The 14,946-nt window shown below is 73.4% G+C and carries 13 protein-coding genes and 1 rRNA gene; 7 read left to right on the forward strand and 7 right to left on the reverse strand.

From position 1 onward, the window contains the following. A 5S ribosomal RNA gene (gene rrf, locus ABTW95_RS31640) occupies positions 1-83 on the forward strand; the annotation flags it as partial. Between the two features lie 47 nt (positions 84-130). On the opposite strand, the gene ABTW95_RS31645 is transcribed toward rrf, so the two are convergent. Then, entirely contained in the window at positions 131-991 is an 861-nt protein-coding gene (locus tag ABTW95_RS31645; RefSeq protein WP_500228238.1) for a hypothetical protein, read from the reverse strand. Between the two features lie 72 nt (positions 992-1,063). Continuing rightward, the gene (locus ABTW95_RS31650; RefSeq protein ID WP_396452101.1) at positions 1,064-1,414 is read right to left on the reverse strand and encodes a peptidase inhibitor family I36 protein; all 351 of its coding nucleotides are present in this window, start codon (positions 1,412-1,414) and stop codon (positions 1,064-1,066) included. 175 nt (positions 1,415-1,589) lie between these two features. On the opposite strand from ABTW95_RS31650, the gene ABTW95_RS31655 reads away from it, so the two are divergent. After that, positions 1,590-1,937 carry a DinB family protein gene (locus ABTW95_RS31655; RefSeq protein ID WP_396454959.1) on the forward strand — a complete coding sequence of 116 codons (348 nt, stop codon included), beginning with the start codon at positions 1,590-1,592 and terminating at the stop codon, positions 1,935-1,937. 106 nt (positions 1,938-2,043) lie between these two features. Beyond that, positions 2,044-2,484 carry an SAM-dependent methyltransferase gene (locus tag ABTW95_RS31660; RefSeq protein ID WP_396452105.1) on the forward strand — a complete coding sequence of 147 codons (441 nt, stop codon included), beginning with the start codon at positions 2,044-2,046 and terminating at the stop codon, positions 2,482-2,484. A 22-nt stretch (positions 2,485-2,506) separates the two neighbouring features. Here the strand turns inward: ABTW95_RS31660 and ABTW95_RS31665 are convergent, their stop codons facing one another. Continuing rightward, on the reverse strand, positions 2,507-3,115 hold the full coding sequence (locus ABTW95_RS31665; protein WP_396452107.1) for a TetR/AcrR family transcriptional regulator: 609 nt from the start codon (positions 3,113-3,115) through the stop codon (positions 2,507-2,509). A gap of 101 nt (positions 3,116-3,216) precedes the next feature. Here ABTW95_RS31665 and ABTW95_RS31670 point away from each other — a divergent pair, with 101 nt between their 5' ends. Genes ABTW95_RS31670 through ABTW95_RS31685 form a run of 4 tightly spaced genes read left to right on the forward strand, consistent with a single transcriptional unit; the run spans position 3,217 to position 9,665 of the window. Next, a complete protein-coding gene (locus ABTW95_RS31670; RefSeq protein WP_396452108.1) occupies positions 3,217-4,947 on the forward strand; it encodes an acyclic terpene utilization AtuA family protein in 1,731 nt (576 codons plus the stop codon). After that, positions 4,944-6,536 carry an acyl-CoA carboxylase subunit beta gene (locus tag ABTW95_RS31675; protein ID WP_396452110.1) on the forward strand — a complete coding sequence of 531 codons (1,593 nt, stop codon included), beginning with the start codon at positions 4,944-4,946 and terminating at the stop codon, positions 6,534-6,536. Before ABTW95_RS31670 ends, ABTW95_RS31675 begins: the two co-directional genes overlap by 4 nt. A gap of 7 nt (positions 6,537-6,543) precedes the next feature. Then, entirely contained in the window at positions 6,544-8,514 is a 1,971-nt protein-coding gene (locus ABTW95_RS31680) for an acetyl/propionyl/methylcrotonyl-CoA carboxylase subunit alpha (protein WP_500228239.1), read from the forward strand. Continuing rightward, on the forward strand, positions 8,511-9,665 hold the full coding sequence (locus ABTW95_RS31685) for an acyl-CoA dehydrogenase family protein (RefSeq protein WP_396452113.1): 1,155 nt from the start codon (positions 8,511-8,513) through the stop codon (positions 9,663-9,665). Before ABTW95_RS31680 ends, ABTW95_RS31685 begins: the two co-directional genes overlap by 4 nt. 15 nt (positions 9,666-9,680) lie before the next feature. Here the strand turns inward: ABTW95_RS31685 and ABTW95_RS31690 are convergent, their stop codons facing one another. From ABTW95_RS31690 to ABTW95_RS31705, 4 genes are all read right to left on the reverse strand, one after another. Then, a complete protein-coding gene (locus tag ABTW95_RS31690; RefSeq protein WP_396452115.1) occupies positions 9,681-10,298 on the reverse strand; it encodes a P-loop nucleotide/nucleoside kinase family protein in 618 nt (205 codons plus the stop codon). Further along, on the reverse strand, positions 10,295-11,359 hold the full coding sequence (locus tag ABTW95_RS31695) for an enolase C-terminal domain-like protein (RefSeq protein ID WP_396452117.1): 1,065 nt from the start codon (positions 11,357-11,359) through the stop codon (positions 10,295-10,297). Before ABTW95_RS31695 ends, ABTW95_RS31690 begins: the two co-directional genes overlap by 4 nt. Positions 11,360-11,411: 52 nt before the next feature. Further along, complete coding sequence (locus tag ABTW95_RS31700) at positions 11,412-12,821, reverse strand: LCP family protein (RefSeq protein WP_500228240.1); 1,410 nt, start codon at positions 12,819-12,821, stop codon at positions 11,412-11,414. Between the two features lie 290 nt (positions 12,822-13,111). After that, on the reverse strand, positions 13,112-14,548 hold the full coding sequence (locus tag ABTW95_RS31705; protein WP_396452120.1) for a GuaB1 family IMP dehydrogenase-related protein: 1,437 nt from the start codon (positions 14,546-14,548) through the stop codon (positions 13,112-13,114). Positions 14,549-14,946: the final 398 nt, after the last annotated feature.

A 14,946-nucleotide genomic window follows, 5' to 3' on the forward strand; every position in this document is an offset into this window, starting at 1 on the left:
CCATTCCGAACCCGGAAGTTAAGCCCTTCAGCGCCGATGGTACTGCATGGGAGACTGTGTGGGAGAGTAGGACGCCGCCGGACTCATATTACGGGAAGGGCCTCGCCGATTGGCGGGGCCCTTTCTCATTTCATTTCAGGGGTCGGTGCAGTACCGAGTTCGCGGTGTCGATCCGGGTCTGGAGAGCTGCTCGGTCGCGCTCGAGTTCGGTCTTGTGACGGGCGATGAGACGTTTCTGATAAGCGGCCTCCACACTCGCCCAGATGTCGATGAGACGGACCTGCTGCTTGCAGCGCACATCGGCCACGGCGACAGCGGTCTCGGCCGGCCCGATGCGGTGCCCGGGACCGTCGATGAACCGCCGGTCGCGGTTGGCGTCCCTCGGCGTCGCATACGCATGGCCCGCCCGCCTCATGCAGACGCTCCACCGCGCGAACGCGGCGCGTACGCGGCGGTCCTTCTCCGACGCCTCCAGGGCGGTGAAGGCCAGCCGGTCCGCGAGCGTTCCGGCCGGCTCAGCACCCGCGTTCAGCGTCCGGCCGGCCTCCCCGACGCAGCCGCCTTCCGGCAGGTCCCGGCCGCGGATTTTCGCCGGCCCGTCGCCCCAGGCGGCCTTTCTCGCCTTCGTCGGCAGATCCGGCCGCGATGGGCGCTTGGTGATCTCGGGGGTGCTGTAGCCGAGCCTGCTCGCCCGCGCCTCGTCGGTGAGCCCGTAGCGGCGGGCGTTCTGCGAGAACGGCGGCGGTGCCGGATCGCCGAGGTCGACCGTTATGCCGAAACGGCGCAGGCATGCGGTCACGAGCTTCTTCTCCGCACGCTGGACCGTCCTTCGCTGGGCGGGACTCGTCCGGTAGGCGTCGAGGGGGAGGACGAGCGCGTCGACGTCGGCAACGTGCTGGATGCGGGCGGGAGGGACGTCCGGGCGCTGGGCCGTGCACCCCGCGAGGATGAGCGGGACGAGCATTGCGGCGGCCGCCCGCGCGGTGTTCACCGTGCGCCTCCTTCCGATGGCTTCGGTGGGTCCGGGCGGCGCGGGGTTCCACGCCCGGACCCTCTCGTCAGGTCAGGCCGCGTCGAAGGAACCGAGGTGGTCGTTGATGCCGGGGTTCAGGTTCCCGTCGGTCTCGTCTTCGAGTTCCTGCGACTGGCCGGTGAAGTTGGGCTCGCTGTAGACGACCTCGTTCCAGACGGTGTTGAGGTTCCGCCAGGAACTGGCCGTGTGCTGGACGCTGTGGCCGTTGGGGAAGCGCTGGCCGCCGAAGTCCTGGACGTTGTTCTCGTAGCAGCGGCTCGAACCCTGCTGGCCGGGGTCCTCCCAGAAGCAGCTCGTCGCCTGGGCGGGCGGGGCCGCCGCAAAGCAGGCCGCAGTGCTGACCGAGACGGCGGCCAGGACCCGCCATGTCCGTCTTGCCATGCGTAGGTCTCCTCTCATATGAGGCGCCACGGTGACGCCTCTCCGTGGTCAGACGAGCACACATTGTCATGACGGGAGATCGTGAGGAAGTCGGGCAGAGGTTGGACTGTCCTCTGCGTCAGGCGTTCCTGTCGGTGCAGATGTGGCTGTGCGGGCCGCATGCGGGAGGTGGCTCGTGACGCCTCTCGGGCACATCATCGCCGGAGTGCTCGGCGCGCGGGTCGCCGGGCAGTTCGGCGGGCCGCCCACCGACTACCGCAGCTTCCGGTACGCGGGCTCCGCCGACGAGGCGCTCGCCCAGCTCGACGCCGGTTACGCGGCGTGGACGGCAGGGGTCCGGAGCCTCGGCCCGGACGACTTCGCGCGCCCCTCCGGCCCCGCGGAGGCGCCCTACGAGGACATCTCCCTCGCCACGCTCGTCCTCCACATCAACCGCGAAGTCGTCCACCACGGGGCCGAGATCGCGCTGCTTCGCGACTTGTACCCGCACCGGAGCCCAGCGGCCCGGGCCAAAACCGAGTGAACGAGCCGGCGCAGGCCCATGGAGGCCATCATGCTCGCGCAATGCGGCGGCAGGCGACGTCCGCAACGGTGATCGGGGGAGAGGCGGTACTCACCGGGTAGGAGCGATGGATATCGTCGTGTCCATGCCGCCGCTCTCACCGCGCCTCGCGGAGATCGTGGACGCTCTGCCGCTCACTCCCGGCATGCGCGTCCTGGAGATCGGGTGCGGGCCGGGCGCCGCCGCGCGCGCCGTCGCGGCGCGGCTCGACGGCGGGCGCATTCTCGCGATCGACCGGTCCGCCAAGGCGATCGCGCAGGCGGCGTCGGCCGCGGCCGACGAGATCGCGTCCGGGCGGATGAGCGTCCGGTGCGCCGCCATCGAGGATTTCACGCCGGAACCCGGTGAAGCCCGCTTCGACCTGGTGTTCGCCGTCCGGGTCGGGGCGCTCGACGGCCGCCACCCGGAGGCCGGCCGCCGGGCCATGCCGCGCATCGCCGCGGTGCTGGCGCCCGGCGGGCGCCTCTTCGTCGACGGGGGCGACCCGTTGCGCGAGGTCCCCCTCTGACCGGGGCCCGGAGCGGGCCGCGTCAGCGGCCGAGGGCCCTGTCGAGGGTCACGGCCCACTGGTTCAGGAGGCGGGTGCGGCGGGCCGAGTCGTCGGTGAGCAGGTCGGCCAGGCCCAGGCCGCGGACCAGGTCGAGGGTCGCCTGGACGGTCTCGCGCACGCCGGGGACGCTCTCGTCCGCGCCGAGGGCCTCGACGGTGAGGCGGTGCGCCTCGCGTCCGACGCGGGCTTCCAGCGGGACGACCTGCGCGCGGAGCTGCTCGTCGGAACTGGCCGCGACCCAGAGCTGCAGCGCGGCGCGGAACAGCGGGCTCGTGTACATCTCGCCGAGCAGCGTCACGACGTCGAGGGTGGACGGGCGGTTGTCGGCGAGTGCGTCCAGGCGTTCGCGCATCTGCGTCATCCGCACCTCGGACCCGTAGTCGACCGCGGCCGTCACCAGCTCCTCGCGCGTCCGGAAGTGGTGCTGGGCCGCGCCCCGCGACACGCCCGCGCGCTCGGCGACGACGGCCACGGTCGTCCCCGCCCAGCCGACGGAGGCGAGGCAGTCGATGGCGGCCTCCAGGAGGCGCCGCCGGGTGGCGCGGCTGCGGTCCTGCTGCGGTTCGCGGGGAAGTGCCTGGGCGGTCATGGGTTCCTTGGCTCGGTGGGGTTCCCAGTCAACCAAATGGCCTCGGCAGAAAACAATCATGCACGATTGATTTTTTCGGGCGGGGCTGGCAGGGTTCAGCCATGAGCCAACCGCTGCGGATCGGGAACGCCTCGGGCTTCTACGGCGACCGCTTCTCCGCGGTGCGGGAGATGCTGGAGGGCGGGCCGCTGGACGTCCTCACCGGCGACTACCTCGCCGAGCTGACGATGCTGATCCTGGGCCGCGGCAGGATGAAGGACCCGGACGCCGGGTACGCCGCCACGTTCCTGCGGCAGATGGAGGAATCGCTCGGGCCGGCGGTGGAGCGCGGCACCGCGATCGTCACGAACGCCGGCGGGCTCAACCCGCGCGGGCTGGCGGAGCGGCTGCGCGAACTGGCCGCACGGCTCGGGATCGAGGTGCGGGTCGCCCATGTCGAGGGCGATGATCTGCTGGCGCGGGCCGAGGAGTTCGGCTTCGCCGATCCCCGCTACGGGCCGCCGCTCACCGCCAACGCCTATCTGGGCGCGTGGGGGATCGCCGAGTGCCTGCGGTCCGGCGCCGATGTGGTGGTGACCGGCCGCGTCACCGACGCCTCGCTGGTGGTCGGCCCGGCCGCCGCGCATTTCGGGTGGGCGCGGGACGACTGGGACGCGCTGGCGGGCGCGACCGTCGCCGGCCACGTCCTGGAGTGCGGGGCGCAGGCCACGGGCGGCAACTACGCGTTCTTTGAAGAAATCTACAACGTAAAGGCGCTGGGCTTTCCGATCGCCGAGATCCGCGCCGACGGCTCCAGCACCATCACCAAGCACGAGGGGACGGGCGGGGCCGTCACGACCGAGACGGTCACGGCGCAGCTGCTCTACGAGATCGGCGGGCCGTCCTATGCCGGACCGGACGTGACGACGCGCTTCGACACGATCGAGCTGGCGCAGGAGGGGCCCGACCGCGTGCGGATCAGCGGCGTCCGCGGGACGCCGCCCCCGCCGTCCGCGAAGGTGTGCCTGAACCATCTCGGCGGGCACCGGAACGAGATGACGTTCGTGCTGACCGGGCTCGGCATCGAGGCGAAGGCGGAGTCGGTGAAGGCCCACATGGCGGCGGTGTTCGGCGACGCGCCGCCGGCCCGCGTGGAGTGGACGCTCATCGGCGCGCCCGCCGCCGATCCCGCCACGCAGGGGGAGGCGACGGCGCTGCTCCGCTGCGCCGTCCTCGACCCCGACGCGAACAAGGTCGGCCGCGCCTTCAGCAACGCGGCGGTCGAGCTGGCCCTGGCCGGCTACCCGGGTTTCACGATGACGTCCCCGCCGGGCAAGGGCAGCCCGTACGGGGTGTACAAGCCCGCGTACGTCCCCAACGAGGCGGTCGAACACGTCGCCGTCACGCCCGGGGGTTCCCGCATCCCCATCCCACCTCCACCCGCCACGGCCACGCTTCCCACCGCCGACGCGAGCGCGGACGCACCCGGGAACGCGGATGACCGCCCCGGCGCCCAGGGCCCCGTCGTGCGGGCTCCGCTGGGACGCGTCGCCGGGGCGCGCAGCGGGGACAAGGGCGGGGACGCCAACATCGGGGTCTGGGCCCGCACGGACGCCCAATGGCGCTGGCTGGAGCCCTTCCTCACCGTCGAGCGGCTGAACGACCTGCTGCCCGAGACCCGGAACCACCGCGTCCATCGGCATCTCCTGCCCAACCTCCGCGCGGTCAACTTCGTCGTCGAAGGGCTGCTGCAGGAGGGCGTATCCGCCTCGACCCGGTTCGACCCCCAGGGCAAGGCCCTCGGGGAGTGGCTGCGGTCCCGCCTCGTCGACATCCCGGAGGCAGTCCTTTGACCCTCAAGAGCACGCTGGACACGCGGAGCCCCGAGTACCGGGAGCGCCGCGCGGCCATGCTGGAGAAGCTGGCGGCGCTGGACGCCGAGCACGCGAAGGCCCTCGAAGGCGGCGGCGAGAAGTACGTCGCCCGGCACCGCAAGCGCGGCAAGATGCTCGCGCGGGAGCGCATCGAACTGCTCCTCGACCCCGACTCGCCGTTCCTGGAGCTGAGCCCGCTCGCCGCGTGGGGGAGCGACTTCCCCGTCGGCGCGAGCGTCGTCACCGGGATCGGGGTCGTCGAGGGCGTCGAATGCGTGATCGTGGCGAACGATCCGACGGTGCGGGGCGGGTCCAGCAACCCGTGGACGGTGAAGAAGAGCTTCCGCGCGTCCGACATCGCGCTGGAGAACCGGCTGCCGCTCATCAACCTGGTCGAGTCGGGCGGCGCGGACCTGCCGACGCAGAAGGAGATCTTCATCCCGGGCGGGCGGATGTTCCGGGACCTCACCCGGCTGTCCGCGGCGGGCATCCCGACGATCGCGCTGGTGTTCGGCAACTCCACCGCCGGCGGCGCGTACGTCCCGGGCATGTGCGACTACGTCGTCATGGTGAAGGAGCGCGCGAAGGTGTTCCTCGGCGGGCCGCCGCTGGTGAAGATGGCGACCGGCGAGGAGGCCGGCGACGAGGAGCTCGGCGGCGCGGAGATGCACGCGCGCACGTCCGGCCTCGCCGACTACATGGCCGCGGACGAGGCGGACGCGCTGCGCCTCGGCCGGCAGATCGTCAAGAACCTCAACCACCGCAAGCTCGGCCCGCCGCCCGGCCCCGCGGAGGAGCCGCTGTACGACGCGGAGGAGCTGGCCGGCATCGTCCCCGAGGACCTGAAGGTCCCGTTCGACCCGCGCGAGGTCATCGCCCGGATCGCGGACGGCTCGCGGTTCGACGAGTTCAAGCCGCTCTACGGCACGAGCCTCGTCACCGGCTGGACGCGCGTGCACGGCTACCGGATCGGCGTCCTCGCCAACGCGCAGGGCGTCCTGTTCAGCGAGGAGTCGCAGAAGGCGGCGCAGTTCATCCAGCTCGCCAACCAGAGCGACACCCCGCTGCTGTTCCTGCACAACACGACCGGCTACATGGTCGGCAAGGACTACGAGCAGGGCGGGATCATCAAGCACGGCGCCCTGATGATCAACGCGGTGGCGAACAGCCGGGTCCCGCACATCTCGATCGTGATGGGCGCGTCCTACGGGGCGGGCAACTACGGCATGTGCGGCCGGGCCTACGACCCCCGGTTCCTGTTCACGTGGCCGTCGGCGAAGTCGGCGGTGATGGGGCCGCAGCAGCTCGCCGGCGTCCTGTCGATCGTGGCGCGGCAGGCGGCCGAGGCGCGCGGGCAGGTCTACGACGAAGAGCAGGACCGGGCCATGCGGGAGATGGTCGAGGCCCAGATCGAGGCCGAGTCGCTGCCGTTCTTCCTGTCCGGGCGGCTCTACGACGACGGGGTGATCGATCCGCGCGACACCCGCACCGTCCTCGGCCTGTGCCTGTCCGCCGTCCACAACGCGCCCGTGCGCGGAGCCGACGGCTTCGGCGTCTTCCGGATGTGAGTCGAACATGATCAACAGAGTGCTGGTCGCCAACCGCGGCGAGATCGCCCGCCGCGTCCTGCGGGCCTGCCGGAGCCTCGGCGTCGGGACCGTCGCCGTCTTCTCCGACCCCGACGCGGACGCCCCGCACGTCCGGGAGGCGGACACGGCCGGGCGGCTGCCCGGCGCGGCCCCGGCGGAGACGTACCTGTCGGCGGAGCGCCTCCTCGCGGTCGCGCGGAGCGCCGGCGCCGACGCGGTCCACCCCGGCTACGGGTTCCTGTCGGAGAACGCCGGCTTCGCCCGCGCCGTCCTCGACGCGGGCCTGACCTGGATCGGGCCGCCGCCGGACGCGATCGCCGCCATGGGCTCCAAGATCGAGGCCAAGAAGCTGATGGCCGCCGCGGACGTCCCCGTGCTGCCCGATCTCGACCCGGCCGGGCTCACCGACGAGGACTTCCCGCTGCTGGTCAAGGCGTCCGCGGGCGGCGGCGGGCGCGGCATGCGGATCGTGCGGTCGCCCGGCGCGCTCCGGGACGCCGTGGCGGGGGCGCGGCGCGAGGCCGAGTCGGCGTTCGGCGATCCCGCCGTGTTCTGCGAGCCGCTGCTGGAGAACGCCCGGCACATCGAGGTGCAGGTCCTCGCCGACGCGCACGGCGCCGTCTGGACGCTCGGCGAGCGCGAATGCTCGATCCAGCGCCGCCACCAGAAGATCGTCGAGGAGGCGCCGTCGCCCGCCGTCACCCCAGCGCTGCGCAAGGAGCTGTGCGAGGCGGCGGCGAACGCGGCCCGCGCCATCGGCTACACCGGCGCCGGGACGGTCGAGTTCATGCTCGCCCCGGACGGCCGCTTCTACTTCCTGGAGGTCAACACCCGCCTCCAGGTCGAGCATCCCGTCACCGAATGCGTGTACGGGGTGGACCTCGTCCGGCTGCAGATCGAGATCGCCGAAGGCGCGCGCCTGCCCGAGGACCCGCCGCGGCCGCGCGGCCACGCCATCGAGGTCCGGCTGTACGCGGAGGACCCCGCGCACGACTGGCGCCCCGCCGGCGGCACCCTGCACACCTTCGAGGTGCCGGACGTGGACGCCGAGTTCGCCGTCCCCGCGGCGTACGGTCTGCGGCTCGACAGCGGAGTGGAGAGCGGCGCCGAGGTCGGCGTCCACTACGACCCGATGCTCGCCAAGGTGATCGCGTGGGCGCCGTCCCGCGCCGCCGCCGCCCGCAGGCTCGCCGCCGCGCTGCGCGGCGCCCGTGTGCACGGCCTCACCACGAACCGCGACCTGCTCGTCCGGATCCTGGAGGAGCCGGGCTTCCTGGACGGCGACACCGACACCGGCTACCTCGACCGCGCCGGCCTCGGCGCCCTGTCCGCGCCGCTCGCCGGGGAGAGCGCCGTCCGCGTGTCCGCGCTGGCCGCCGCGCTCGCGCTGGCCGCCGCGAACCGGTCGGCCGCGCCGGTGCTCGGCGGGCTGCCGTCCGGGTGGCGCAACGTCCGGTCGCAGCCGCAGCGCAGGACGTTCGAGGGCCCCCACGGGACCGTCGAGGTCGACTACGAGCTGCGGAGGGACGGCCTGGTGTCCGAGCTGTGCCCCGGCACGTCCCTGGTGACCGCCGCGCCCGACCGGGTCGTCCTCGACCACGGCGGCCTCCGGGAGACCTTCGCCGTGGCCGCGGCCGGGGACGCGGTGCACGTCGACTCCCGCCTCGGCCCGGTGACGCTCACCGTCGTCCCGCGCTTCGCCGACCCGAGCGCCCAGATCGCCCCCGGCTCCCTCCTCGCGCCGATGCCCGGGACCGTCGTCCGCGTCGAGACGCGGGAGGGCGCGGAGGTCGCCGAGGGGGAGACCCTCGTCGTCCTGGAGGCGATGAAGATGGAGCACCGCATCGCCGCCCCGTCCGCCGGGACGGTCGCCGAGCTGAACGTCGCCGCGGGCCGGCAGGTCGAGTCGGGCGCGGTCCTGGCCGTCATCGAGCAGAGGAGACGAGACCCCGAATGAGCTTCGTCGAGAGCGAGGAGCGGCGGGCGCTGCGCGCGGCCGTCGCGGAGCTGGGCGCCGCGTACGGCGCGGCGTACTACGTGGAGAAGGCCAAGGCCGGGCAGAAGACCGACGAGCTGTGGGCCGAGGCCGGGCGGCTCGGCTACCTCGGCGTGAACGTCCCGGAGGAGTACGGCGGCGGGGGCGGCGGCATCGGCGACCTCGCCGCCGTGTGCGAGGAGCTGGCCGCCGCGGGCTGCCCGCTGCTGCTGATGGTCGTGTCCCCGGCGATCTGCGCGACGATCATCGCCCGGTCCGGCACCGCGGACCAGAAGAAGCACTGGCTGCCGCGGTTCGCCGACGGCTCGGTCAAGATGGCCTTCGCGATCACCGAGCCGGACGCGGGCTCCAACTCGCACCGGATCACGACCACCGCGCGCCGCGACGGCGACGGCTGGGTCCTCAACGGGCAGAAGACGTTCATCTCCGGCGTGGACGAGTCGGACGCCGTGCTGTTCGTGTCCCGCACCCAGGACCAGAAAGGCAACCTGCGGCCGTCGCTGTTCATCGTCCCGAGGGACGCCGAGGGCTTCACCTACACCCCCATCGACATGGAGATCGTGTCGCCGGAGAAGCAGTTCATCTGCCACCTCGACGACGTGCGCCTCCCGTACGACGCGCTCGTCGGGGACGAGGACGGCGGCCTGCTGCAGCTGTTCGCGGGCCTCAACCCCGAGCGGATCATGGCGTCCGCGATGGGCGCCGGGATCGGCCGGCTCGCCCTCGGCAAGGCCGCCGCCTACGCCAGGGAGCGGCAGGTGTTCAGGACGCCGATCGGGGCCCACCAGGGCCTCGCGCACCCGCTGGCCGCCGCCAAGATCGAGCTGGAGCTGGCGCGGCTGATGGCCCAGAAGGCCGCGTGGCTGTACGACGAGGGCGACGACATGGGCGCGGGCGAGGCCGCGAACATGGCGAAGTACGCGACGGCCGAGGCCGCGATCCACTGCGTCGACCAGGCCATCCAGACGCACGGCGGCAACGGCCTCACCACCGAGTACGGGGTCGGGATGCTCGCCGGCGTCGTCCGGCTGATGCGCATCGCCCCGGTCAGCCGCGAGATGATCCTCAACTTCGTCGCGCAGCACTCGCTGGGGCTGCCCAAGTCGTACTGACCCGCCCGCCGGCGGTCACGCGGACGGGCCGAGCAGGCGGTCCAGCCGGGTCTCCAGCGGCTCCGGCGCGGTCAGCCGGTTGTCCACGGCCGTGTGGGGGACCGGCGGCGGCTCGTCCGGGCGCATCCGGGCCGTGAACGCCTCGAACGCGGCCAGCTTCGCGGTGTCGCGGGGCGACCCGCGCTCCTCCAGGCGGTGCCGCAGCGTCACCGCGTCCGACCGGATCCAGACGAGCCGGACGGGCGGGCCGCCCAGCTCCTCCACCCATGCCGCCCAGCGGGACGCGTCCCGGATCTGCCCGGTGAACGGCCCGCTCAGCAGCACCGGGCACCCGTGCGACCGGATCTCCCGGGCCGTGGCCGTCATCCCCGCGTACTCGTGCCGCTTGACGTGCTCGTCGTACCAGGGGCCCTCGCGCTCGCCCGGGTCGCGGGAGGACGCCGCGAGCGTCGCCGCGACGAACGGCCCGTACATCGTGTCCTTGTCCAGCAGCGCGGGCACCGGCCGCAGCCGCCGCAGCAGCAGACCGGCCACGGTCGTCTTGCCGGAGCCGGGCGGGCCCGCCACCACCCAGACCGTCGCGGGCGCCGGCTCCCCGCCGGCCGCCGCGTCCTCCGCCGGGTCGTCCGTCACGTCGTCAGGCGCATGCGGCGGGTCGCCAGCCGCTCGATGCGCGCCTCGTCGACCTCGTGGCCGAGGCCGGGCTGGGTGAGCGGGACGCCGACGACCCCGCCGGACGACCGCACCGGCGGCGTCACGAACACCGGCCCGCCCGCCGGGTCCGACACGTCGCTCGGCAGCGTGCAGCCCGGCAGCGCGGCGAGCGCCACCGCCGCGGCCTGCCCCAGCCCGAACGCGCCGGTGCCGCTGCACCACACGTCCCAGCCCGCCGCGTACGCCAGGTCGTGCGCGCTGCGCGCCGCGGTCAGCCCGCCGAGCCGGTCCAGCCGCAGGTGCAGGGCGCGGCCCGCGTCCAGCGACAGCGCCGCGTCGAGGGCCTCCAGGTCGGCGACCGCCGGGGCGACCGCGGTGCCGATCCGCAGCTGCAGCCGGGCGTGCGCGGCGAGGTCCCCGGCCGGGAAGGGCCGCTCCAGCGCCGCGAGCCCGTAGGCGTCCAGCGCCTCCAGGACCGCCAGGTGCTCGGGCGACTCGGTGTAGTGGTGCCCCGCGTCGGCGACGAGCGCCAGCGCCGGGTACGCCTGCCGGATCGCCCGGACGGGCTCGACGTCCCAGCCGGGCCGGACGTCCAGGGTGACGCGGGTGTGGCCCGCTCCAACGGCCTTGTTCACGCGGGCCGTGATCGTGTCCAGCGCCGGCTCCGGGCTGATCCGCGCGCCCGTCACGATGGACGTGCGGGTGCCGCCGAGCGCGTGCGCGAGCGGCAGCCCCCGCGCCCGGCACCACAGGTCCCAGCAGGCGGTGTCGACGGCCGCGGCGGCCTCGCTGGCGCCGAGGTCGGCGGCGGCGGACACGTCCTCGGGCCGGTCCCAGTCGAGCCCGATCAGGGCCGGGGCCATCCGCCGCTCGATGTCCGCCCAGGCCGCGCCCGCGCCCGCCGCGCCGCCCGGCACGGCCATCTCGCCCCACCCGACCGCGTCGCCGCCGTCGAGCCTGACCAGCACGCTCTCCGGCCGCCGTCCGCGCGGCATCGCCACGTGGAAGGCGTCGCAGCCCTGGATCAGAGGCACCCTCACCCGCCCTTTCGCAGAGGTCGTCTCCCTCTATGATCCACCCGGAGCGGGACGGTCACGGGCAGGTGGCCTCCAGCGACACCGGCTTGGTGTCGGGCTTCGGCGACGCCGTCCCGTCCGGCGGGCCGGGGGACGGGCTCCGCGACGCGCCCGGCGACCCGCTCGCGCCGCCGCTGGGCGCGGCGCTCACCGCGTGCGGGTCGCTGTTGACGGCCTCCGACGCCAGCTTGCGGATCAGCTTGAAATCGGGGTTGCCCGTGTAGATCACCGGCGGCACGAACTGCAGACTGCGGATCTCCGCGCCGTTCTTGACCTTGTTCGACAGCTTCACCAGCGCGGGCAGCAGCTCCTGCGGGATGTCGGTGGACAGTGTCCGCTTGGCGGCCGCGGCGAGCTTGTCGAAGCTGGTCAGGACGGTCTGCGGGTCGGCCTGCTCGGCGATCGCGCGCATCAGGCACTTCTGCCGGCCCATCCGCACGTAGTCGCTGCTGTTGGTGCGGGAGCGCCCGTACCAGAGCGCCTCCTTGCCGTCCAGCGTCCGGTAGCCGGGCTGCAGGACGGCGCCCTCCAGCCCGTACGGGATCGGCTCGGTGACGTTGATCTTGACGCCGCCCATGGCGTCCACGATGTCGGCGAAGCCGAACATGTCGACGAGGATGTAGTAGTCGACGCGCAGCCCCAGGATCCCGGCGATGGTGGCCTTCAGCAGCTCCGGGCCGCGGCGGTTCTTCGGGACGCCGGGCACCACGTCCGGGTGCTGCTCGGCGTACTCGTACACCTCGTTCAGCAGGCCCGGGTTCAGCGGGCCGTCGCCGGTGAACCCGTAGGGGAACCGGTCGCGGGCCGGGCCGGGCGGCATCGGGAACCGCTCCAGGTTGCGCGGCAGGCTCAGCAGCACCGTGTCGCCGGTCTCGGTGTCCACGCTGGCGAGCGTCATGCTGTCGGTGCGCACCCCGGTGCGGTCGGCGGCGGAGTCGCCGCCGAGCAGCAGGATGTTGACGCGGGCCTGCCCGTTGAACGGGTCCTCGGTGTCGACCTTCTTGCCGTTCTCGGTACCGGTGCGGAAGATGCTGGTCAGCGCGTCGCGGTAGACGTAGGTGCTGTGCGCCGACCACGCCACCGGGACCCCGACGGCGAAGCACATCACCGCGACGGCGGCGGCGCCGAGCGTCTTCGCGCTGATCGACATCCGCAGCGGCCGCAGGATCTGGTACGAGCGGATCACGACCAGGACCCACACCAGCCCCAGCGCGACCAGCGCGGCGGACAGGCGCTGCAGCACGTCCGGCTGGACGGCGAGGTGCAGCAGATCCGAGCGGTACACCGTGGCGGCCGCCGCCACGGCGGCGGCGATCGCGACGTACAGGGCGAGCAGCAGCGAGCCGGCGATCCGGCGGCCGGTGACGAAGTGGGCGACGCCCCAGACGAGGGCGGACGCGAGGGTCAGCGCCAGGGCGCGGGGCAACCCCCGTGCTCCGCCGGGGGAACCGTCGCCGTCCCTCTCCCGGGCATGCCGCCTCGACCGACCCATGTACGCTCCGATTCCCACCCACGGTGATTTAAGCCCCGGCTCACATTATGGACGCGCCGAACCGGGCAAAGGTTGCGTGGGAGTCGCCGCATGCGAGCGGGTGTTGCCTCTGGGACTGCTGATGATCAGGATAGGGAATCCGGCCCGGTTCGGGGAACCCGTCCGGGATACCGCGGGCCGCCGGACCGGCCCCCGGGCCCGCCTCCGGGGCGGCCCGCCGGCCGCTACCAGCTGGTCGACAGCGGCATGCCCTCGGCGAAGCCGGACGGGTTCTGGATCCCGATCGTCGCCCGCTCGTGGAACTCCTCCAGCGTGCGGGCGCCCGCGTAGGTGCAGGCGCTGCGCAGCCCGGCCACGATCTGGTCGATCAGGTCCTCCACGCCGGGGCGCCGCGGGTCGAGGAACATGCGGGACGTGGAGATGCCCTCCTCGAACAGCGCCTTGCGCGCCCGGTCGAACGGGGAGTCCTCGGCGGTGCGCAGCCGCACGGCCCGCGCCGACGCCATCCCGAAGCTCTCCTTGTAGAGCCGGCCGTCGGCGGCGCGCTGCAGGTCGCCCGGAGACTCGTAGGTGCCGGCGAACCAGGACCCCACCATCACGTTCGCGGCGCCGGCCGCGAGGGCGAGGGCCACGTCGCGCGGGTGCCGGACGCCGCCGTCCGCCCACACGTGCCGGCCGAGCCGGCGCGCCTCGGCGGCGCACTCCAGCACGGCGGAGAACTGCGGGCGGCCCACCCCGGTCATCATCCGGGTGGTGCACATCGCGCCGGGGCCGACGCCGACCTTGACGATGTCGGCGCCCGCCTCGATCAGGTCGCGGGTGCCCTCCGCGGTCACCACGTTGCCCGCCACGACCGGGACCGCCGGGTCCAGGCCGCGGACGGCGGCGAGCGCGCTCAGCATCTTGTCCTGGTGGCCGTGCGCGGTGTCGACGACGAGCAGGTCGGCGCCCGCCTCCAGCAGCGCCTTGGCCTTGCCGGGGACGTCGCCGTTCACACCGACCGCCGCGGCGACCCGCAGCCGCCCCGCGGCGTCCACGGCGGGCTGGTACAGGGTGGCGCGGAGCGCGCCGGTGCGGGTCAGGACGCCCGCGAGCCGGCCGTCGGCGCCGACGACGGGGGCGAGCCGGTGCCCGCGCTCGTGCAGCCGGTCGAACGCCTCGCGCGGATCGACCCCGGCCGGCAGCGTCACCAGGTCGCGGGACATGATGTCGCGCAGCTGCGCGAACCGGTCGACGCCCTGGCAGTCGGCCTCGGTGACCACGCCCACCGGGCGCTCGTCCTCGACGACGATCACGGCGTTGTGCGCCCGCTTGGGCAGCAGCGCGAGCGCCTCCCCGGCGGTGCCGGACGGGCCGAGCGTGATCGGGGTGTCGACGACCAGGTCGCGGCCCTTGACCCACCCGATGACCTCGGCGACGACGTCGGCCGGGATGTCCTGCGGCAGCACCGCGATCGCGCCGCGCCGGGCGACGGTCTCGGCCATCCGGCGGCCGGACACGGCCGTCATGTTGGCGACCACGAGCGGGATCGTCGTCCCGCTGCCGTCCGAGGTGGCCAGGTCGACGTCCAGGCGCGACCCCACGTCGGAGCGGCCGGGGACCATGAACACGTCGTTGTAGGTCAGGTCGTGAGCGGGACGCTCACCGTTGAGCAGGTGCACGGCTGTACTACACACCAATCGCGGATCCGGAGTGGCTGGGCCACCGTACATTGTCGGCCATACCCGGCGGTGGTCCGGCCACGCTCGCTCCGCGAGCGGCCCGCGGCGCCGCACCCGGGGGTGATGTCCGTGTGTCCCCGGGGAGCGACCGGCCGATTCCCGCGAATCCTCCCGCCTTCGTCCAGGCATAACGAAAGTGAACCACCGGAGACGGTTGAAAACGGTGCAACGTGGGGCTTGGCTCTCTGTAAAGTTACCTCTTGACGTAACTGCGCCCAGGATGCACTTTTTTTACATGTGTCTCACGCGGACGGCGGACCCGCCGTAAGGGGCGTGACAGCAGAACACCGGGAGAAGCGCATGCAGGTCACGCACTTGAGCCCGGTCGGCCGTGCCCG

Origin of the sequence: Spirillospora sp. NPDC127506, assembly GCF_040302145.1 — a bacterium.
Taxonomy (GTDB): Bacteria; Actinomycetota; Actinomycetes; order Streptosporangiales; family Streptosporangiaceae; genus Spirillospora.

Bases quoted from the DNA above. Each gene is read 5' to 3' on its own strand.
- ABTW95_RS31650 (WP_396452101.1), bottom strand. From the start codon at position 1,414: ATGGCAAGACGGACATGGCGGGTCCTGGCCGCCGTCTCGGTCAGCACT.
- ABTW95_RS31660 (WP_396452105.1), top strand. From the start codon at position 2,044: ATGGATATCGTCGTGTCCATGCCGCCGCTCTCACCGCGCCTCGCGGAG.
- ABTW95_RS31665 (WP_396452107.1), bottom strand. From the start codon at position 3,115: ATGACCGCCCAGGCACTTCCCCGCGAACCGCAGCAGGACCGCAGCCGC.
- ABTW95_RS31670 (WP_396452108.1), top strand. From the start codon at position 3,217: ATGAGCCAACCGCTGCGGATCGGGAACGCCTCGGGCTTCTACGGCGAC.
- ABTW95_RS31680 (WP_500228239.1), top strand. From the start codon at position 6,544: ATGATCAACAGAGTGCTGGTCGCCAACCGCGGCGAGATCGCCCGCCGC.
- ABTW95_RS31685 (WP_396452113.1), top strand. From the start codon at position 8,511: ATGAGCTTCGTCGAGAGCGAGGAGCGGCGGGCGCTGCGCGCGGCCGTC.